General features: G+C 68.2%; 16 protein-coding genes. 9 read left to right on the top strand and 7 right to left on the bottom strand.

Features of this window, described 5'->3' with window-relative positions; translation table 11 throughout:
- The first annotated feature begins 127 nt into the window (after nt 1-127).
- From AC1VNX_RS15000 to AC1VNX_RS14990, 3 genes are all read left to right on the top strand, one after another.
- The gene (locus AC1VNX_RS15000) at nt 128-3,532 is read left to right on the top strand and encodes a hybrid sensor histidine kinase/response regulator (RefSeq protein ID WP_483157406.1); all 3,405 of its coding nucleotides are present in this window, start codon (nt 128-130) and stop codon (nt 3,530-3,532) included.
- On the top strand, nt 3,510-4,406 hold the full coding sequence (locus AC1VNX_RS14995; RefSeq protein WP_483157405.1) for a response regulator: 897 nt from the start codon (nt 3,510-3,512) through the stop codon (nt 4,404-4,406). Before AC1VNX_RS15000 ends, AC1VNX_RS14995 begins: the two co-directional genes overlap by 23 nt.
- A gap of 90 nt (nt 4,407-4,496) precedes the next feature.
- Nucleotides 4,497-5,267 carry a TIGR04325 family methyltransferase gene (locus tag AC1VNX_RS14990; RefSeq protein ID WP_483157404.1) on the top strand — a complete coding sequence of 257 codons (771 nt, stop codon included), beginning with the start codon at nt 4,497-4,499 and terminating at the stop codon, nt 5,265-5,267.
- A 13-nt stretch (nt 5,268-5,280) separates the two neighbouring features.
- Here the strand turns inward: AC1VNX_RS14990 and AC1VNX_RS14985 are convergent, their stop codons facing one another.
- Nucleotides 5,281-5,769, bottom strand: coding sequence for a Spy/CpxP family protein refolding chaperone (locus tag AC1VNX_RS14985; protein WP_483157403.1), 489 nt, complete (start codon nt 5,767-5,769; stop codon nt 5,281-5,283).
- Nucleotides 5,770-5,992: 223 nt separating this feature from the next.
- Between AC1VNX_RS14985 and AC1VNX_RS14980 the strand changes: the two genes are divergently transcribed.
- From AC1VNX_RS14980 to AC1VNX_RS14970, 3 genes are all read left to right on the top strand, one after another.
- On the top strand, nt 5,993-6,892 hold the full coding sequence (locus tag AC1VNX_RS14980; protein ID WP_483157402.1) for an SPFH domain-containing protein: 900 nt from the start codon (nt 5,993-5,995) through the stop codon (nt 6,890-6,892).
- A gap of 39 nt (nt 6,893-6,931) precedes the next feature.
- The gene (locus AC1VNX_RS14975) at nt 6,932-7,138 is read left to right on the top strand and encodes a type II toxin-antitoxin system antitoxin (RefSeq protein ID WP_483157401.1); all 207 of its coding nucleotides are present in this window, start codon (nt 6,932-6,934) and stop codon (nt 7,136-7,138) included.
- Between the two features lie 81 nt (nt 7,139-7,219).
- Nucleotides 7,220-8,065: a substrate-binding domain-containing protein gene (locus AC1VNX_RS14970; RefSeq protein ID WP_483157400.1), complete on the top strand. Its 846-nt coding sequence runs from the start codon at nt 7,220-7,222 to the stop codon at nt 8,063-8,065.
- A gap of 10 nt (nt 8,066-8,075) precedes the next feature.
- Here AC1VNX_RS14970 and AC1VNX_RS14965 read toward each other — a convergent pair whose 3' ends face one another.
- Nucleotides 8,076-8,972 (bottom strand): alpha/beta fold hydrolase, encoded by an 897-nt coding sequence (locus AC1VNX_RS14965; protein WP_483157399.1) that lies wholly within the window; start codon nt 8,970-8,972, stop codon nt 8,076-8,078.
- Nucleotides 8,973-9,153: 181 nt separating this feature from the next.
- Between AC1VNX_RS14965 and AC1VNX_RS14960 the strand changes: the two genes are divergently transcribed.
- From AC1VNX_RS14960 to AC1VNX_RS14950, 3 genes are read left to right on the top strand one after another with little or no spacing between them, the layout of a single operon-like run.
- The gene (locus AC1VNX_RS14960) at nt 9,154-9,867 is read left to right on the top strand and encodes a response regulator (protein WP_483157398.1); all 714 of its coding nucleotides are present in this window, start codon (nt 9,154-9,156) and stop codon (nt 9,865-9,867) included.
- A complete protein-coding gene (locus tag AC1VNX_RS14955; protein ID WP_483157397.1) occupies nt 9,864-11,345 on the top strand; it encodes a sensor histidine kinase in 1,482 nt (493 codons plus the stop codon). Before AC1VNX_RS14960 ends, AC1VNX_RS14955 begins: the two co-directional genes overlap by 4 nt.
- 49 nt (nt 11,346-11,394) lie before the next feature.
- A complete protein-coding gene (locus tag AC1VNX_RS14950) occupies nt 11,395-12,144 on the top strand; it encodes a transporter substrate-binding domain-containing protein (protein ID WP_483157396.1) in 750 nt (249 codons plus the stop codon).
- Between the two features lie 10 nt (nt 12,145-12,154).
- Here AC1VNX_RS14950 and AC1VNX_RS14945 read toward each other — a convergent pair whose 3' ends face one another.
- From AC1VNX_RS14945 to AC1VNX_RS14925, 5 genes are all read right to left on the bottom strand, one after another.
- Complete coding sequence (locus AC1VNX_RS14945) at nt 12,155-12,580, bottom strand: hypothetical protein (protein WP_483157395.1); 426 nt, start codon at nt 12,578-12,580, stop codon at nt 12,155-12,157.
- Between the two features lie 68 nt (nt 12,581-12,648).
- On the bottom strand, nt 12,649-14,889 hold the full coding sequence (locus AC1VNX_RS14940) for a M1 family metallopeptidase (RefSeq protein ID WP_483157394.1): 2,241 nt from the start codon (nt 14,887-14,889) through the stop codon (nt 12,649-12,651).
- A gap of 656 nt (nt 14,890-15,545) precedes the next feature.
- A complete protein-coding gene (locus AC1VNX_RS14935) occupies nt 15,546-16,892 on the bottom strand; it encodes an MFS transporter (RefSeq protein WP_483157393.1) in 1,347 nt (448 codons plus the stop codon).
- 40 nt (nt 16,893-16,932) lie between these two features.
- The gene (locus AC1VNX_RS14930) at nt 16,933-18,039 is read right to left on the bottom strand and encodes a porin (protein ID WP_483157392.1); all 1,107 of its coding nucleotides are present in this window, start codon (nt 18,037-18,039) and stop codon (nt 16,933-16,935) included.
- 44 nt (nt 18,040-18,083) lie between these two features.
- On the bottom strand, nt 18,084-19,052 hold the full coding sequence (locus AC1VNX_RS14925; RefSeq protein ID WP_483157391.1) for a PDR/VanB family oxidoreductase: 969 nt from the start codon (nt 19,050-19,052) through the stop codon (nt 18,084-18,086).
- Between the last annotated feature and the right edge of the window lie 16 nt (nt 19,053-19,068).

Genomic DNA, 19,068 nt, shown 5'->3' with positions numbered 1-19,068 from the left:
TCATTCAACGTAGCGGCGGGAACCAGCCCTGCCCGCAGACTCGCGAGCCGGAGATCGGCGAAACAAGGGCACAGGGAGCGCTTCTTGCTGTACCCGCCCCATGCAACCGCCGCCGCGAGAACCCGCCATGCAATCCGTCTCCGGACAGAAGATCTTTCGCATCCGCCGCGACTACAACGCCTGGGTCGCGAACGAGACGCTGGAGGACTACGCCCTGCGCTACACGCCGCGCAGCTTTCGCAAGTGGTCGGAGTTCCGCGTGGCCAACGCGGCCTTCGGCGCCACCTCGTTCCTGGCGCTGGAGGCCATCGGCGGCGCCATCGCGCTGAGCTACGGCTTCTCGAATGCGCTGTGGGCCATTCTGGTAGTGGGGCTCATCACCTTCCTCACGGGCCTGCCGATCTCGTACTACGCGGCACGGCACGGCGTGGACATGGACCTGCTCACGCGCGGCGCCGGCTTCGGCTACCTGGGCTCCACGCTCACCTCGCTGATCTACGCGAGCTTCACCTTCATCTTCTTCGCGCTGGAGGCGGCCATCCTCGCGCTGGCGCTGCAGATGTACCTGGACTGGCCGCTGTGGCTGCTGTACATGGTGTCGTCCATCGTCATCATTCCGCTGGTGGCACGGGGCATCACGCTCATATCGGGGCTGCAGCTGTGGACGCAGCCGATCTGGATCGTGCTCTTCGTCTGTCCCTTCGTCGCGGTGCTGGTGAACAAGCCCGAGCTCTATGCCGACTTCACCGGGCTGGTGGGCCGCACCTCCGACAGCAGCGGCTTCGACCCGCTGATGTTCGGCGCTGCCGCCACTGTGGCCTTCTCGCTGGTGGTGCAGATCGGCGAGCAGGTCGACTACCTGCGCTTCCTGCCCGAGAAGACCGCCGCCAACCGCGTGCGCTGGTGGACGGCGGTGCTCGTCTCCGGACCGGGCTGGATCGTGCCGGGCATGCTGAAGATGATGGGCGGCGCGTTTCTCGCCTTCCTGGCGCTGCAGCACGAGATACCGGCCAACCACGCGATCGAGCCCACGCAGATGTACCTCACGGGCTTCTCGTACGTGCTGCGCGACCCGGCCTGGGTGCTGGGCATCACGGTGCTGTTCGTGCTGGTGTCGCAGATGAAGATCAACCTCACCAACGCCTATGCGGGCTCGCTCGCATGGTCGAACTTCTTCGCGCGGCTCACGCACAGTCACCCGGGGCGCGTGGTGTGGCTGGTGTTCAACGTGGTCATCGCAATATTGCTGATGGCGCTGGGCGTGTTCGCCGCGCTGGAGCACGTGCTGGGCTTCTACAGCAACATCGCCATCGCCTGGGTGGGCGCGCTGGTGGCCGACCTGGTCATCAACAAGCCGCTGGGCTGGAGCCCGAAGACCATCGAGTTCAAGCGCGCGCACCTGTACGACATCAACCCGGTGGGGCTGGTCTCGATGCTGATGGCGGCCGCGCTCGCGATGCTGGCCTACTCCGGCGCGCTGGGGCACTGGGCGAAGGCTTTTTCGCCCTTCATCGCGCTGGCCACCGCCATGGCGCTGTCGCCGCTGCTGGCCTGGCGCACGCGCGGACGCTACTACCTGGCGCGCACGGACATCGAACGCTGGGCGCCCGGCCAGAGCGTGAAATGCTCGGTGTGCGACAACAGCTTCGAGTCGGAGGACATGGCCCACTGCCCGGCCTACAGCGCACCGATCTGCTCGCTGTGCTGCACGCTCGAGTCGCGCTGCCACGACCGCTGCAAGACCGACTCGCGCGCGGCCGAGCAGATGAGCGGCTGGCTGCAGGCGCTGCTGCCGCCGGCGCTCTCGGCGCGGCTGAACTTCCGCGTGGCGCACTACCTTCTGGTGGCGGCATCGCTCATCGCGCTGCTGGCCACCGTGGTGGGCGTGGTGTACGCGCAGGAGGCGCTGGCGGGCACCAGCGATCCGGTCTTGGCCACTGCTTTCCTGAAGGTGTTCGCGCTGCTGTCGGTGGTGGCCGCCGTGGCCGCGTGGTGGGTGGTGCTGGGCAGCGAGAGCCGGCAGATGGCGCAGGAGGAGTCGAACCGCCACAACAACCTGCTGGCGCTGGAGATCGAGGCCCACCGCCGCACCGACGCCGCGCTGCAGGCCGCCAAGGAAGCCGCCGAGGCCGCCAACCAGGCCAAGACCCGATACGTGGCCGGCATGACGCACGAGCTGCGCACGCCGCTCAACAGCATCCTGGGCTACTCGCAGATCCTGCTGAAGGGCGACTCGGTGAAGCCGCCGCGAGAAGCGGTGCAGACCATCCACCGCAGCGGCGAGCACATGCTGGGCCTGATCGACGGCCTGCTCGACCTGGCGCGCATCGAGGCCGGCCGGCTGCAGCTGGAGCCCGCGCCACTGGCGCTGCCGGCATTCCTCGACCAGCTGGTGCACATGGTTCGGCCGCAGGCCGAGAACAAGGGCCTTGCCTTCGTCTATACGCACGCGGGCCGGCTGCCGCCGTGGGTGCATGCCGACGCGAAATGGCTGCGGCAGATTCTCATCAACCTGCTGACGAACGCGGTGCGCTTCACCGACAGCGGCACCGTCACGCTGCACGTGGACGCGCGCCGGGAAGTGCTTCGCTTCGACGTGGCCGACACCGGCATCGGCGTCGCGCCGCAGGACCACCAACGCATCTTCCTGCCCTTCGAGCGCGGCGCGGCGGGCCGCCGGCGCGGCGAGCCGGGCACGGGGCTGGGCCTGACCATCACCGGCCTGCTCACCTCGCTGATGGGCGGCGAGCTCAAGCTGGCATCGACCTCGTCGCAGGGCAGCACTTTCAGCGTGCGCGTGTACCTGCGCGAGGTGGCCGACCCCGGGCCGCAGGCCGGCAAGGCGGGAGCCGTGCGCCAGCCCGTCTCGGGCTACATCGGCGAGCGCCGCACGCTGCTGGTGGTGGACGACCAGCCGGTGCAGCGCCAAATGCTCGCCGGCATGCTCGCGCCGCTGGGCTTCGAAGTGCGCGAGGCCGCGAGCGGCACCGAGTGCCTCGACAGCCTGCGCGAGGAGCTGCCCTCGGCCATCCTGCTCGACCTGACGATGGACGACATGGACGGCTGGCAGACCGCCGCGTCGGTGCGCGCCTCGGGCTTCCGCGACATTCCGATCATCATCGTCTCGGCCAACATGTTCGAGAACCAGGCCGAGCGGCTGCGTGCGGCGGGCTGCCAGGCCTTCGTGGGCAAGCCGGTGATCGAATCGGAGCTGATCGCCACGCTGGAGCGCCACCTGGGCCTGGAATGGCTGGCGGCCGGCGACGCATTGCCGCCGAACACCCTCGACGACGGCGAAGGCACGCCGCAGCGCCCCCGGCAGCTCGACCTCCAGGAAGACGACCGCGCCGAACTCATGCGCCTCGCGCAGATGGGCCACGTGCGCGGCCTGCACACCGCACTCGACCGGCTGGCCGCAGCCTCGCCCGCCGCGGCTGCCACCTGCACCTGGCTGCGCGGCATGGTCGCGCGCTTCGAACTCGACAAACTCCGCAACGCACTGGCAGAAGATGCTGACACCCTCGCTCCCTGAATCGCCTTCGGCCGAACGCCCCGTGGTGCTGGTGGTGGACGACGCCCCCAGCAGCCTCGGCATGCTGTGCGACACGCTGGAGGCCAGCGGCTACACCGTGCTGGTGGCGGCCGACGGCGAGGCCGCGCTGCAGCGGCTCGAACTGGTGGTGCCCGACGCGATCCTGCTCGACGGCCTGATGCCGGGCCTCTCCGGCTTCGAGACCTGCAGGCGCATCAAGGCCAACCCGGCGCTCGCGCACATCCCGGTGCTGTTCATGACGGGGCTGTCGGAAACCTCGCACGTCGTCGAGGGCTTCGAGTGCGGCGGCGTCGACTACGTGGTGAAGCCGATCCGCGCGCAGGAGGTGCTGGCGCGGCTGCACACGCACGCACGCAACGCACGCATCACCCGCATGGCCCGCGACGCGGTGGACGTGGCCGGCATGGGCGTGGTCTTCGTCGACACGCGCGGGCGCATCGCCTGGCGCTCGCCGCAGGCTGCGCTGTGGCTGCATGCGCTCGAGGAGCCGGTGGCGCCGGGCCTGCTTCCCGCCTCGCTCGAAGCCGCGCTGGCGCCGGGCGCGGCCATCGCGGTCGGCACGGCCACCGGCATGCGGCTGTCGGTGCGCAACCTGGGCGCGGCGGCGCTGGGCGAAACGATGCTGCTCTTCGCCATCCAGCGCGAGGGGCCTGCAGCCCGATTGGCCGATGCGGCCCTCACGCCGCGCGAGACCGAAGTCTTGTCGTGGCTCGCCAAGGGCAAGACGAACCGCGACATCGGCGAGATCCTGGGCACCAGCCCCCGCACGGTGAACAAGCACCTGGAGCACATCTTCGAGAAGCTGGGGGTGGAGACGCGGGCGGCGGCGGCGGCGCTGGCCAGCGGTATGTAACCCCCATGGGGTAACTGCCCCAACCGCACTGGGCTATAGCCCTCTCACGCTCCTGTTGCGCCCAGAATGGGCGAGCCAACGGAGAACGAGATGCTCACCAGCCTGCTGCCCCTTCCTGCTCGCGAAAGCGCGTACAGGCGCAAGTTCCTCAGCAACACCGACGAGAACCTCTTCATGGGTTCGTTCGAGAGCTTCGCCGCGGCCGAGGCCGGCGCGCCCTCTTCCAAGGCCGTGGGCTATGCCAACGCCGACGCGGGCGAGCTCTACAGCCCGCAGATTTATTTCTACGACTACCCCGGACTCTTCTGGCTGGGCCGCTCCATCGACGCGGGCCTCACGCGCGTGTTCGACCTGGGCGGGCACGTCGGCATCAAGTACTACGCTTTCCGGCGCGTGCTGAGCTATCCGGACACGCTGCGCTGGACGGTGTGCGACGTGCCCGGCGTGGTCGAGAGCGGCCGCGCGATGGCCGTGAAGCGCGAGGCCACGCAGCAGCTCGGCTTCACCACCGACTACCACGACGCGAGCGGCTGCGACGTGCTGTACGTGTCGGGCAGCCTGCAGTACCTGCCGGTGCGCATGGACACGATCCTTTCCGAGCTTGCCGTGAAGCCCCGGCGCATCGTGATGAACACCACGGCCGTGCACCCCGAGCGCACGATCTACACGCTCAACAGCATCGGCATCGCGGTTTGCCCCTACCGCATCCAGCATCACGACGAGCTGCTGGCCGACCTCGCGCGCTCGGGCTACAGGAAGCGCGACGTGTGGCGCAACGAGGGCAAGCCCATCGAGGTGCCTTTCGTCGAGGGCGGGGACAAGCCCTACTACGCGGGCTGCTGCTTCGACCTGGTCGACTGACCGGTCAGCGGCGTCAGGGAATGACGCCCGGCAGATTCTGGTCGGCCGTGTGGCGCTGCTCGGGCGTCATCGTGTCGTAGAGCTTCGCCAGCGCATCGCTCACTGCCTGCAGGCGTCGCGCGCGGTCCTGTGCCAGCGTGGCGCGCTGCTGGGCGAACTGCACGGCGTTCAGGTCGTCTGATGGCGCGGCGGCCGTCATGCCGGGGCGGCCGGCGAGGTCCCACACCGCGTCGGAGAAACGGTCCCACAGCGGCGACTGCTCGGGGGTGACCATGAGCTGCAGGCACAGGTCGTAGAGCTTGTCGCGGATCTTTCCCGCAGCAGTCGCAGGCGTCGAAAGGCCATCTCCGTTGCGCGGACTCGGGGCGCTGTCTGTCCGCGCGCCGCGCCGGCCTCCACCCATGCCCCCGCCGCCTCCGCCGAATTGCGCGAATCCATGGCCGCTCATGGCGACAAGGGCCGCGGCGATTGCGAGGCGTTGCAGGGAGCGGTTCATCGTCATGGCGGGAGTCCTTCGGTGGCCGGCCCTCGAAGGGCCACCGCGCATTTCAGGCGCGACGGCTGTCGCCTGCGTTGCGAGCCCGTAAAGCAGGCGTAAAGCGCGCCGTCTTTACCTTGCTGCCGGCGCCCGGCGGCGGAAATCCGGCGCATCCGCGGGACATCGAAAACATCTTGACTGGCCTCAAAAAGATATTAGAGTGATATCACTTTCAACGGAGGCTGTGATGCAAGAGAAGACCCCCAACATCAATCCGCGACCGGTCCGCATGGAGCGCCCCTACCGGTCGATCAACGGCTACGGCGTGTCCGCGGTGGCGCTGCTGCTGATCGCCATCGGCGTCTGGGCGATGGTGCAGCGCCTGATGCCGCTGCCCCCGAGCATCCTGCTGATCGTGGTCGGCCTCGTGCTGGTTCCCGGTCTCTACATGCTGCAGCCCAACGAGGGCATCATCCTCACGCTCTTCGGCGAATACCAGGGCACCGACCGCTCCGAGGGCCTGCGCTGGACCAACCCGCTGCAAAGCGGCCAGAAGATCTCGCTGCGCGCGCGCAATCTCAACACCCCGCCGCTGAAGGTGAACGACAAGCGCGGCAACCCGGTGGAAATCGGCGCGGCGGTGGTCTGGCGGGTCTACGACACGGCGCAGGCCGTATTCGAGATCGACGACTACAACAAGTTCGTCGCCATCCAGGCCGAGGCCGCCATCCGCCACCTCGCCACCCTCTACGCCTACGACAGCGGCGACGACCTGCCGAGCGACGAAACCACGCTGCGCGCCGGCCTCGACACCGTAGCCGACGCCCTCCGGGACGACCTGAACCGCCGCTTCGCCAGCGCCGGCGTCGAAGTGCTCGACGCCAAGCTCACCCACCTGGCCTACGCTCCCGAGATCGCGCAGGTCATGCTGCGCCGCCAGCAGGCGGTGGCCATCGTGAGCGCGCGGCACCAGATCGTGGCGGGCGCCGTCGGCATGGTCGAGGCCGCCCTCAGGGGCCTGTCGGAGCGCAACCTCGTCGTGCTCGACGACGAGCGCAAGGCCTCGATGGTGTCGAACCTGCTGGTGGTGCTGTGCTCCGACCGCGAGACCCAGCCCGTGGTGAACACCGGTACGCTCTACACCTGAAGCGCGAGTCGACAGCGCTCTCCGATCCGTACCCACCCGATGGCCAGTCCCGGCAAGAAAGCCTATCCCCTGCGCATCGATCCGGCCCTGTGGGCCGAGATCGAGCGCCTCGCCGCGCAGGAACTGCGCAGCGCCAACGCGCAGGTCGAGTTCCTGCTGCGCGAGGGGCTGGCCCGGCGCGGGCGACTGCCGGCGTCGGATGCCAGCGGCAACACGCCCGGCGACGAGTCCGCCGCGCCTCGGTAGTAACCCCGAATCCGCTGAGAGCCGAATGACAGGTCCGGCTTCTAAGATGGCCCTTGCAGCCAACTTCCCTCTGGAGACATCGTGACGAAGCCTTTTCTCGGCCCTCTCAGCCCCGCCCTGTCCGTTACCCGCCGCGCCGCCATCCCGCTGATCGCGGCCATCGCGCTCGCGGGCTGCGGCAGCCTCGGCACCAACAGCAGCAGCAAACCCGCCCCCGGCGCCGACATCCACGTCATGACCTCGGGCGGCTTCACCGCCGCCTACAACGACCTGCGCCCCGAGTTCGAGCGCAGCAGCGGCCGCAGCGTCAAGACCGCCTACGGCGCCTCGATGGGCAACGCCGACGATTCCATCCCCAGCCGCCTCGCGCGCAACGAGCCCGCCGACGTGGTGATCCTCGCGCGCCCCGCGCTCGACGCGCTGGTGGCCCAGGGCAAGGTGGTGCCGGGCAGCCAGGTCGACCTGGTGCGCTCCGCCATCGGCTTCGCGGTGCGCAAGGGAGCGCCCAAGCCCGACATCAGCACCGTCGACGCGCTCAAGCGCACGCTGATCGCCGCGCCGTCGATTGCCTACTCGGCCAGCGCGAGCGGCACCTACTACGAAACCGAGCTGCTCAAGAAGCTGGGCATCGAAGACCAGGTCAAGCCCAAGAGCAAGCGCATCCTGAGCGAGCGCGTCGGTTCGGTGGTCGCGCGCGGCGACGCTGCGCTGGGCCTGCAGCAGGTCAGCGAGCTGCTGCCCATCGCGGGCATCGACTACATCGGCCCGCTGCCGGCCGAAGTGCAGCGCGTGACGGTGTTCTCCGCCGGCATCGCCACCGGCTCGAAGCAGCCCGACGCGGCGCGGCAGCTCATCCGCTATCTCAACTCGCCCGCCGCGGCGCCCACCATCGCCAAGACCGGGCTGGAGCCGCTGACGGCGCGCTGAGCGCACGACGTCAGAGCGTCCAGCCGTCGCGCAGGAAGAACTCGACCAGCGCATCGCCAACCTTCTCGGCCTGGTCGAAGGCAATGGCGTGGCCCGCGTCGGGCAGCAGCTCGACGCGTACGTGCGGCGCCTGCGCCCTCACGCGGGCACAGGCGCGCACCGGGTCGTAGAGCACCTCGTCCTCGCCGAGCATCAGCAGAGTGCTCCTGGGCAGCACGCGCAGGTCGGCGTCGGTCATGCGGCCCGGCGGCCTCGGATGGGCGCGCTGGCAGCGCCAGCGCACGAGCCAGTCGTCCATGGCCCAGGGCGGCGGCTCGGGGGCCATCGGCGAGGACACCAGCGCCTGGAAGGCCCGCACCTGCCGCTCGGTCGGAAAGGCCGCGGCCAGGCCCGCGCGCAGCATGGTGCCGATGCGCATCGACTCCAGGTTCGGCGGCGCCAGGAGCGCGAGCTTGCCGACGCGGCGCATGGTCTGGCGCGTGTAGGCGGCCGCCAGCCATGCGCCGAAGGAGGCGCCGCACAGCCCCACCTTGGGCCGGCCGATGCCGATCAGTACGTCTTCGAGCCAGTTGCAGTACGCGTCTTCCGTCGCGGGCCGCTTCCCCTCGCTGCGGCCGGCGTCGCCGATGATGTCCACCGCATAGACCTGCAGCGAGCCCGCAAGCCGGGCGATGTTGTGGATCCAGGTGGCGGCGTTGCCGCCACCACCGTGCAGCAGCACCACCGGCGGCGCATAGGCCGGCCCGCAGGCCAGCAGGTGCGTGCGGCCGTAGCGCGTCTCGACGTAGCGGCTTTCATGCGGCACGGGCCAGCGCGCGAGCACGCGGGCATACGAAGCCAGCAGCAAGGAGTGGGCTTCCGGCGAGCGGAAATTGCCGGCGAAGAGGCGCGCTTCGAAAAGGCTCATCGATGTCCCGTTCTGTTCTTTTCTGGTGGTGTGGGGCGAACACCCCCGCATGGTGAGCCGCATAGATGAAGGTCTGCTGAAATTCCGGCGCCTCGCGCCCTGCTCCCTCGCGTGCCCCAGGGCACGTTCGCGCGCCTGTTTCTTTGGGAATCCTTCAGCTTCGGCGGGTAGATTGCCCGCCATGAAGATCCTCCTGGCCGAAGACGATTTCGACCTTGCCACCGGCATTCGCGTCGCCTTGCAGGCCCAGGGGATGGAGGTGGTGTGGGTGCGCCGCGTCGAGGAGGCGCAGCGCATCCTCGAGACCGAGGGCTGCGACCTGCTGCTGCTCGACCTGGGCCTGCCCGACGGCGATGGCCTCGACGTGCTCGACCGGCTGCGGCGCGACGGCAAGCGGCTGCCGGTGCTCATCCTCAGCGCGCGCGACGGCCTGCACGACCGCCTTCAGGGCCTGGACAGCGGCGCCGACGACTACATGGTCAAGCCTTTCGTGCTGGCCGAGCTGCTCGCGCGCGTGCGCGCCCTGGCGCGGCGCAGCTACGGCGGCGACGGCGCCACCTTCGAGGTACGCGGCCTCTGGCTGCACGAGCCGACCCAGCGCGTGCGGGTGGACGGCGTGCCGGTCTCGCTGTCGCGCAGCGAGTTCCGCCTGTTGAGCCTGCTTGTGCGGCGCGCCGACCGCGTGGTCGCGCGCCGCGTGCTCGAGCAACTCATGGCGACGGGCTCGCAGGGCACCGTCCAGGGCCAGGGCGTCGGCAGCAACGTGCTCGACGTGCACGTCTCCAACCTGCGCCGCAAGATCGGCGACGGCTACATCCGCACCGTGCGCGGCATCGGCTACGTGATCTACCTCGCCGCGCAGCAGCAGCAACCGCCGCCGCTGGAGCACACGTGAACGCGGTGCTCGCCTCGATGGCGCGCGCGCCCGCGCGGCTGCTGCGCAGCGGCTGGCAGCGCATCCGGCGGCCCTCGCTGGTGCGCCGCCTCATGTTCGCGCAGGTCGCGGTGATGACGCTGCTGTGGAGCTTCGCCGTCGCGGTGCTGCTGGGCTCCGCGTTCAACGAAGACCTGTCGATCTTGGACGCCTCGCAGCGCAGCATGCTCGTCGTCGCGCGCAACCTCACCGACCAGCCTGCCCGCCAGTACGAGAGCCTGCGCTCCATGGACCTCGCGCTGCGCAACGCCTTCGGCAGCGGCGACGACAACGACGATGCCGCCCTGGCGCCGAGCGTCATCGTCTGGCAGAACGGCCATGAGATCTACCGCTCGCGCGGACTGCCGCCCGACGGCATCGTCAACAGCCGCCCCGACATCGGCGAGACGGTGCAGGTCAACGGCAGCAACTGGCGCGCGCGCACCATCGAATCGCCCTCGGGCAAGACGCGCGTCACGCTGGTCACGCCCGGCACCGAGCAGGTGTGGCTCACCTTCCAGTCGCGGGGCTACTACATACTGCCGCTGGTCATCAGCATTCCTTTCCTGCTGTTCCCGGCATGGCTGTCGATCAGGCTCGCGCTGCGGCCGTGGCGCAAGGTGGCCAACGAGATCGCTTCGCGCGGCCCGCACGACCTGGCGCCAGTGTCGACGCAGCCGCGGCACGATGAGCTGCAGCCGATGGTGCAGAACTTCAACGCGCTGATGGAGCGGCTGCGCGCCAGCATCGCGCGCGAGCAGAGCTTCATCGCCGATGCGGCGCACGAGCTGCGCACGCCCATCGCGGCGATGCGCGTCAACGTCGAGGCACTGCAGTCGCTGCTCGTCGAGCACATTCCCACCGAGCGCCAGGACGAACTCTTCGCCCGCATGCTCAACAGCAACGCGCGCGCCGAGCGGCTGGTGGGCCAGCTGCTGCGGCTCATGCGCAGCAACGCCAATACCTCGGCGCCGCGCGCGCTGAGGCTGGACGACCTGGTGCAGGAGCGGCTGGCGGCGCTTTCGGCGCTGGCGCATGTGCGCGAGGTGGAAATCGAACTCGTGGAGGACGAGCCCGTCGAGCTCATGGGCGACCGCGACAGCCTGGTCTCGATGATCGACAACCTGATCGACAACGCGACCAAGTACAGCCCCGTGGGCTCGGTGGTGAGCGTGGGCATCCGGCGCGACGACGACATGGCCGTGCTGACGGTGTCCGACCAGGGACCGGGCATCATGCCGGCGCTGCGCGAGCGCGTGTTCGACCGCTTCTTCCGCGACCCCGACCAGACTCAGACCGGCAGCGGCCTCGGCCTGGCCGTCGTGCGATCGGTGGTCGACGCGCACGGCGGCGCCATCGCACTGGGCGACACCGGCGTGGGGCCGGGCTTGCGCGTCACGGTGCGGCTGCCGCTCGGGCCGCTGGGCTCGCTCGGGATCGTGACGCCGGCCGGGTCATAGGGCCGCCCGTAAACTGGCGGGTCTCTCTCTCCATCGACGCCAGGACGCCATGACTCAGCAGCAGACAACGATCTCCCCCGCCCTCGTTTCCGCCTTCGCGCCCAGTGGCACGCTGCGCGCCTCGATCAACCTCGGCAACCCGATCCTCGCCAGCAAGGACGCGGCCACCGGCGAGCCGGCGGGCGTCTCCGTCGACCTGGCTCGCGAGTTCGCGCGGCGCCTCGGCGTGGCCATCGAGCTGGTGGTGTTCGAGAAGGCCGCCGCATCGGTCGACGCGGTGAAGAACGAGAAGGCCGACATCGGCTTCTTCGCCATCGACCCGGCGCGCAGCGAAGGGCTTCTCTTCACCTCGCCCTACGTGCTGATCGAAGGCAGCTACCTCGTGCCCGAAGCCTCGGCGCTCACCGACAACACGCAGGTCGACGCCGAGGGCCATCGCATCTCCGTCGGCGCGGGCAGCGCCTACGACCTGTTCCTGACGCGCGAGATCAAGGCGGCCGAGATCGTCCGCCTCCAGGGCGCGGGGCCTGCCCTTGCGGCACTGCGCTCCGGCGAAGTCGAGGTGGCGGCCGGCATCCGCCAGATGCTCGAGGGCGAGGCGAAGCGCGCGCCCGGCGTACGTGTGCTGCCGGGGCGTTTCATGGTCATCAAGCAGGCCATGGGCACGCCCGCCAGCCGTGGTGCCGAAGCGCAGGCTCTGCTCGCGGCCTTCGTCGAGGAGATGAAGGCCACCGGCTTCGTGGCCGATGCGCTCAAGCGCCACCGCATCGAGGGCGCAAGCGTGGCGCCCGCCGCCTGAGCTCGCTGCTTCAGAGCTTGTACGCCTCTACCGGCCCGCGCGAATAGAACAGGAAGTAGCCGGTCGAGGTCTGGAAGCCGTTCTTCTGCCAGCCCGCCGGCACCTTGAAGACGCCGAGCTGTTCGCTCGCCACGCCGACGAAGGCGGTGTTCTCCTTGTCGGTGGTGATGCGGGTCCAGTGCTCGCGCGTCACGGGCTTCATCGTCATCTTCGGCTCGCTCCACTCGGGCGTGCGCACCTTGTCGCGCATCACGTAGCCGTCGCCCTGCCGTTCGATCTTGATGAGCTCCTTGAGCGCGCCGTTCTGCTTCACGGCGTAGGTGCCGACCAGTTCGGCCTCGGGTGCGGTGCCAATGCTGCTGCCGCTGTTCGCGCCGCAGGCAGCCAGCAGCAATGCCGATGCACCCATGGCCAGCCATTTCAATGCTGTGTTCATGATGGTCCTTGTCGAAGGGGCACGCGCCGCCGTTGATGCGGGCGGCACGTGCCGGGTTCAGACGATGCTCAGCGCTTCTCGTTGTCGCGCAGCTTCAGGCTGCCCTGGAAGCGCAGCGCATGCGGGTACTCCTCCTTCTCCGCGCCGGTGGCCACCGCCACCGTCTTCTGCTCGCTCACCTGCGTCTTCGCCAGCAGTGGCGCAGGCAGGTTCAGCACGCCCTTGATCTGGTCGTACTGCGCCTGAGTGATGCGGCCCACGCCCAGCAGCCGGAACGCATCGCGCTCGATGTTCAGCAGCAGCGGCTTGTTGCCCGCGAAGTTCTGCGCCTTGGCCAGCAGCGCGCTCCACGAGGGGGCGCTGTAGTTGCTCACGTAGTAGTCCTGCCCGGTCGGCCCGGCCAGCACCGCGGTGCACCCGGGTAGCTCCACCTGCGTGCTGTTGCCCGACATCACGAAGGTCTTGCGCTGCTCCATCGAGTCGCCGTAGGCCAGCGTGACGGGAATGGTCCACGTCGATGCCGGATACAGGTTCTGGTTGGGGAAAGCCTCCTGCGTGATGTTCACGTAGGTGCTGTTGCCCGCGCACTGCGCGTCCACCGTGAGCAGCGGAATACCGGTCTGGCGGATCAGGCTGTCGCCGATCTCGCTCACCTTCTTGCCGTTGCTGGCCTTCTCCAGCGAGCTCCACAGGCGCGAGGGCGTGACGTTGCCGAAGGCGTAGTCCTTCAGGTAGATGCGCAGGCCCTTCTGCATCGCCTCCTCGCCGATGTAGTTCTGGATGGTCTCCAGCACGTGGCTGCCCTTGTTGTAGACGAAGATCGACGGGCTGATGAAGCCGAACGAGCCCGCGTCGTTGAGGTTGCGCTGCACCGGCACGGCCGTGTTCTTCAGGTCGGCCACGATCACGTTGTGCTTGTCGAGCACGTAGTCGGAGAAGCTGTAGTACTCGGGGTGGAACTTGATCGTGGTGCGCCTTTCGAACCAGCGCGCGAACGACTCGTTGAGCCACACGTTATCCCACCAGTCGAGCGTGACCAGGTCACCGAACCACTGGTGCGCCACCTCGTGCGTGACCACCGTCACCGAGTACAGCGTGGGCGTGTCGCCCGGCTTGGTGAGCACCGAGTCGGCGAACTCGAAGATCGAGCCCCAGTTCTCCATGCCGCCGAAGCCGGTGTTGGGCTTGTTGTTGTAGCTGTCGTTGGCCGCGACGGTGTCGAACTTCTTGAAAGGCAGCGGGATGCCCGTGTAGTTGTAGTAGTAGTCCATCGACACCTTGGTCCACTCCATCGCGAACTTGGCCCAGTCGGAGCGGCCCGGCGGCGTGAACCAGCGCAGCGGCATCTCGCTGCCGTCCAGCGGGTTCTTGAACTTGTCGGCCAGGATGTCGAACTTGCCGCCGCCGAAGAAGGTCAGGTACATCGGCATCGAGGGCGTCTTCTCGAAGGCCACGCGCTGGTAGCCGTCGGGCAGCTTGGTCGCCTCGGTCTGCGCGCCGTTGGACACCGTCTTCCAGTCGCCCGGCACCTCGGCCGAGATCTCGAAGGTGTGGCGGAAGGCCGGCTCGTCCCATCCCGGGAACCACTGCCGCGCGTAGTTGGTCTCGCCCTGCGTCACGATGGCATCGCTGCTCACGCCTTCGGGCGTGGAGAGCCCCACCTTGAAGATGCCGGTGGCGGCCGAGCAGAACGGGTTGCGCGCCACCTCGGCGGGCGGGCAGTACTCGGCGTCGGAGAACTGGATCTTGCCGTCCCACTCCATGTGCAGCAGGTACTTGCCCTTGGCGATCTGGCCGTCGTTCAGCCGCAGCTGCACGAAGTCGCCCAGCGTCTGCGGCGTGGGAATGAGCGGGATCGCCTCGCCGGGGTTCGACACCTTGCGCAGCGTGGTGCGGCCCTTGGCGAAGTTCAGGTTGTGCGCGGCTACGACGATGGCGTCCACCGGCTTGAGCACTTCGATCTCCACGTCGCCGCGACCCACGAAGGTCTTGAGCGCCGCATCGGGTCGGAACCACAACTTGTAGTTGCTGGGCCAGACGGTATCGGGCAGCTCCATCGGCCTGGCAGAGCGGTCGACGGCCGCAGCGGAGTTGTTCGCCAGGTTGGGCACGCCATCGTCCGGAGCCTTCGCGGTGGGATCGGACACGGGAGCGGAAACAACCTGATCCGAAGGTGCGCTGAGACCGGTGCCGGCACCGCCCAGCGAAGCGCCGCCACTGTCTCCGCCGCCGCCGCAAGCCGTGAGGACGGCAAGGGTCACTGCGGTGATGGCAAGATGATTGACCACGGGTGTATTGAATCTTTTCATGATCGCCTCTGAGTACTCTTGGTAAGAAGAAACATGCGCCGCCTTCGCATGCGCCGGCGGATAGCCTGCGATGCGCAAGACGCGCGCGGTGATGAGTGAGATGGACAACGGGGGGAATCGGGAAGAAACGGGCAACACGGTGCCCTCCCGGCGAACTCAAGCGTTCGTCAGGACCACACAGTCATGCAGGGTCACACCGCGCGCGAAGCGGCGGTCCCAGGATTCGTGGGGTGAGCGGTTCCATTCCCGTCGATCGCGGGTGATGGGATGCGGAGGCGGGCTTGTAGCGCGAAGGCCTTCGTCAGTGCCTGCGCATCGTCGGCGCGATGCACTTGCGCGAAGCGGAAACAGTGCTGGCCGTGTTGGCGATGGCAAGACTTGCTGCGGCTCTTGTCGTTGATTTCACGCGCATTCCCTCGTCCATTGATGTCACGCAGTTGTAGCTGATGGACGCTGCGCACTCAACGAATCGCGGAACTTTTCTTTCTCAAAATGTTCGCGCGCCATAGGCCGAATGGCGTCATGGCATGCGGTGCATGCCATGCAATACGAAGATGGTTCAGCCGCCGAAACACCTGCTCACGCAGATGACGGAAAACGGCACACGACACTGTGACGCGACGGCCACAGTACGAAGGTACAAGCCTTCGAAAAGCCTATGAAAGCTGTGAACCAGAGACTGTGTGCGCGCCGTGCGAGCGGTCGCGCAGCCACAGCATGAAGCCGCAGCCGAACACCACGATCTGCGTGCCGATGAGCAATGCGAAGCCAGCGAAGAAACCGGAGGCCGACGAAGCCGCCGATGCAGCGGGACTGGCGCCCACGCCATGCGACATCGCGCCGATCACGCCGCCCATCAGCGCCGGCATGAAGCCCGCCACGAGGCTGCCCACGCCGTTGGTCACGCCGAAGGCACTGGCCGTGTGCTCGGGCCGCGAGCAGTACTGCACCGTGCTCGGAATGGCGGGACTCTGCAGGCCCCAGAAGAAGTTGGCCGCCACCAGACAGCACGCCGCCGCATACGGGTCTTGCGCATTGATGGCCATCAGCACCGACAGCGCCACGCCCACGCTCGCGCCCATGAAGATGAGGGGCACGCGCTCACGCCCCGCCTTGTCGATCAGCACGCCGCCCACGAACACCGCGAGCACGGTGGCGTACTGCGGCAGCGAGGCCAGCCAGCCCATCTCGCGCATCGAGAAGCCGCGCGCCTCGCGCAGGTAGGTCGGCAGCCAGTTGCTGCTGCCCCAGAGGTAGGCCAGCGCCGCCGAGGTCAGCAGCGTGATGAGGAACAGGTGCCGCGTCTGCAGCGCGCCCTTCACGATGCCGCCCACGCGCGACATCGCCTCGCCGAAGGACGACGGCTTCACGCCATCGCCATGTCCCGCCGGCATGCGCACGAAGGCCAGCACCAGCGGAATGCCCAGCACGATGTTCAGCACGCCGAGCACGTGGAAGGAGCTGTCCCACGCGAACTGCGTGAGCAGCCAGCCCACCAGGGGATAGCCGATGGCCAGCCCCAGCCCCGTGCCCATGTTGACGAAGGCGTTGGGCTTGCCGTTCTCGTCGCTGCGGAAGTGCGCCTTGATGTACGCCGAGGCCAGCGAGAAGAGCGGCCCCTCCGACACGCCCAGCAGCACGCGCGAGGCCAGCAGCAGGCCGTAGCTGTGGAACATCGGCGAGGCCCATGTCACCACGCCCCAGAGGATCAGCCCGTAGACCAGGCTGCGCCGCACACCGAAGAGTGCCGAGCAGAACGGTGTGAGCACGAAGGCCGACACGCCGTAGCCCAGCATGAAGGCCGTCGCCAGGAAGCCCTGGCTCACCCGGTCGGTGGCCGCGAGGCCCACGTGGTTCAGGAAGGCCGCGTCGGTGATCAGCACCGCGATGTTGATGCGATCCACGTAGGAGATGGCGACGATCACGAACAGCGTGATGACGCCGTACCAACGAAGGCTCCTGTCGTTCTTGCCGCTGTTGCTGTCGTTTCTGCTGCTGTGCATGGCCGTTCCTGCCGGGGTGAAGGTGATGAGGCGCGCGCGCCTAGAACATGTGGCGCATGCCGAACTCGGTGCCGCTGGAGGCACGGTTCGGCGCGGTGATCGCGCCCGAGAGCGCCTGCGACGCACCGTTGCTGTTGCTGATGCGCGCGATGGTTGCGTACAGCGCCGTTCGCCTGGAGAGGTTGTGCACGTAGCCGATGGCCAGCTTCGCCGAGGTGGCCTTCAGCAGCGCGCCCGCCGGCTCCAGCCGGTAGCGCGCATACGAGGCCTTGATCTCGCCGGGCCCGATGGGCAGCTGGAAGCCGACCAGCACGCCCTTGGCATCGGTGGTGCCCTTCGACTCCTTGTACAGCTCGCTCGTGAGCTTGAGGTTCATGAGCGAGGCATCGAAGGTGTAGGAGGCGCCGAGGTTGGTCACGCGCAGGTCGCCGCTCGCATAGCGCGTGCGGCCTGTGGCCAGCGCGATGTTGAGGCCGCCGCCCTGGTAGCCGAAGCGCGCGCCAGTGTGGTCGCCGTCGTGCTTGTTCGACACCAGCGTGCCCGGCAGCACCGAGTTGGAGTCGTTCTCGCCCATGGCGTACATCACCTGCCCATAGAAACCGCCGAGGCTGGCAGGCAGCAGGTAGCCGATGCTGTTGGATGCGCGCGTTCCGGTGGGCGCGACGAGGCCGCCCAGGCCCGAGAAGTAGATCTGGTTGGCGCCGATGCCGCCGCCCGTGCCGAAGGGATCGAAGATGGCCGTGTTCCAGAAGGCCGGCACGTAGTCGCGGCCCAGTCGCACTTCGCCGAAGGGACCGGCCAGGCTCACGGTGGAGCGGCGGTTGAAGCTCAGCACGCCCGCCGGCCCGTTGCCGCTGGCCTGGTTGTTGGTGTTCGAGGGAAAGCCCTGCGCGCTGTCGTTCTGCAGGCCCATCTCCAGCCAGAAGTTGGCGGAGTAGCCGCCTCCCAGGTCCTCGGTGCCGCGAAAGCCCAGGCGGCTGAACATGTTGCCGCTGTTGGTCAGCTGCGTCTTGTGGGCCGACCCGGCACCACTTCCCTTGGTGTAGGTGACGGCTGCATCGACCACGCCGAAGAGGGTGAGGGAAGATTGGGCCAGCGCTGCGCCAGCCCCGCTGGCCGCAGCCAGCGCGATCAGGTACTTTTTCATTGAGTTGTCTCGGGTAGTTTTCTTCTGTCGGCCTTCGGCCCTGTTCAGATGTCGAGCACCAGCCGCTCGCCCTTGCAGCGAGAGACGCAGATCATCATGGTCTTGTTGGACGCACGTTCGATCTTGGTGAGGATGCCGTCGTGGTGGTCGATATCGCCCTCGAGCACCGCCGTCTCGCAGGCGCCGCACACGCCTTCCTTGCAGCTGTGGTCGGGGTTGAGTCCGGCGTCGATCAGGCTGTCGAGAATCGACTTGCCCGCCGGCACCTCGACGCTCCTGCCGCTTTTGGCGCACTCCACCACGCAGGCCTGTGAGGCGGCGCCCGATTCCACCTGCACGGCGGCGAAGCGCTCGATGTGCGCGTTGGCATAGCCCAGTTGCTCGCAGCTCTTCTCGAAGGCATCGAGCATGGGCGTGGGCCCGCAGCAGTAGTAGTGGCTCGAAGCACCCTTGCCCGACAGCAGTTCGGCCAGCCTGGGCGGCGCGCCCTTCTCGTCGTCGAAGTGCCAGGTGAGCTGCACCGACTTCTCTTTGGCGAGCGCCTCGATGGCCTCGCAGAAGGCTGCTTCCTTGCGGGTGCGGGCGCAGTAGACGATCTCGACCGGCTTGCCGATGGCCACCAGCCGTTGCAGCATGCACCAGATGGGCGTCACGCCGATGCCGCCGGCCACGAGCACCGAGCGCTCCGCGCCCTCTTCCAGCTTGAAGTTGTTGCGCGGGGCCGAGATGGGCAGCGTCATGCCCACGCGCAGCTGCTGGTGCACGTAGCGCGAGCCGCCACGGCTCTTGCGGTCGTTGAGCACGCCCACCACGTAGCGCTGGCGGTCGCTCGATGGGTTGCACAGCGAGTAGCTGCGCACCAGCCCGTTGGGCAGGTGCAGGTCGATGTGGGAGCCGGCCTCGAAGGCAGGGAAATCCACCTCGGGCGTGGCCGGCCGGAACTCGACGCTCACGATGCCGTCGGCCTCGTAGCGCATGGTGTGCACGAGGGCGTTGAGCGTTGGAGAAGACATGGCGAAGTTCTCTCCC

This window comes from Variovorax sp. TLI9-5A (genome assembly GCF_056867935.1).
This window is presented reverse-complemented; position numbering and strand designations above follow the sequence as displayed.

Bases quoted from the DNA above. Each gene is read 5' to 3' on its own strand.
- AC1VNX_RS15000 (WP_483157406.1), top strand. From the start codon at position 128: ATGCAATCCGTCTCCGGACAGAAGATCTTTCGCATCCGCCGCGACTAC.
- AC1VNX_RS14995 (WP_483157405.1), top strand. From the start codon at position 3,510: ATGCTGACACCCTCGCTCCCTGAATCGCCTTCGGCCGAACGCCCCGTG.
- AC1VNX_RS14990 (WP_483157404.1), top strand. From the start codon at position 4,497: ATGCTCACCAGCCTGCTGCCCCTTCCTGCTCGCGAAAGCGCGTACAGG.
- AC1VNX_RS14985 (WP_483157403.1), bottom strand. From the start codon at position 5,769: ATGACGATGAACCGCTCCCTGCAACGCCTCGCAATCGCCGCGGCCCTT.
- AC1VNX_RS14980 (WP_483157402.1), top strand. From the start codon at position 5,993: ATGCAAGAGAAGACCCCCAACATCAATCCGCGACCGGTCCGCATGGAG.
- AC1VNX_RS14975 (WP_483157401.1), top strand. From the start codon at position 6,932: ATGGCCAGTCCCGGCAAGAAAGCCTATCCCCTGCGCATCGATCCGGCC.
- AC1VNX_RS14965 (WP_483157399.1), bottom strand. From the start codon at position 8,972: ATGAGCCTTTTCGAAGCGCGCCTCTTCGCCGGCAATTTCCGCTCGCCG.
- AC1VNX_RS14960 (WP_483157398.1), top strand. From the start codon at position 9,154: ATGAAGATCCTCCTGGCCGAAGACGATTTCGACCTTGCCACCGGCATT.
- AC1VNX_RS14950 (WP_483157396.1), top strand. From the start codon at position 11,395: ATGACTCAGCAGCAGACAACGATCTCCCCCGCCCTCGTTTCCGCCTTC.
- AC1VNX_RS14945 (WP_483157395.1), bottom strand. From the start codon at position 12,580: ATGAACACAGCATTGAAATGGCTGGCCATGGGTGCATCGGCATTGCTG.
- AC1VNX_RS14940 (WP_483157394.1), bottom strand. From the start codon at position 14,889: ATGAAAAGATTCAATACACCCGTGGTCAATCATCTTGCCATCACCGCA.
- AC1VNX_RS14935 (WP_483157393.1), bottom strand. From the start codon at position 16,892: ATGCACAGCAGCAGAAACGACAGCAACAGCGGCAAGAACGACAGGAGC.
- AC1VNX_RS14930 (WP_483157392.1), bottom strand. From the start codon at position 18,039: ATGAAAAAGTACCTGATCGCGCTGGCTGCGGCCAGCGGGGCTGGCGCA.
- AC1VNX_RS14925 (WP_483157391.1), bottom strand. From the start codon at position 19,052: ATGTCTTCTCCAACGCTCAACGCCCTCGTGCACACCATGCGCTACGAG.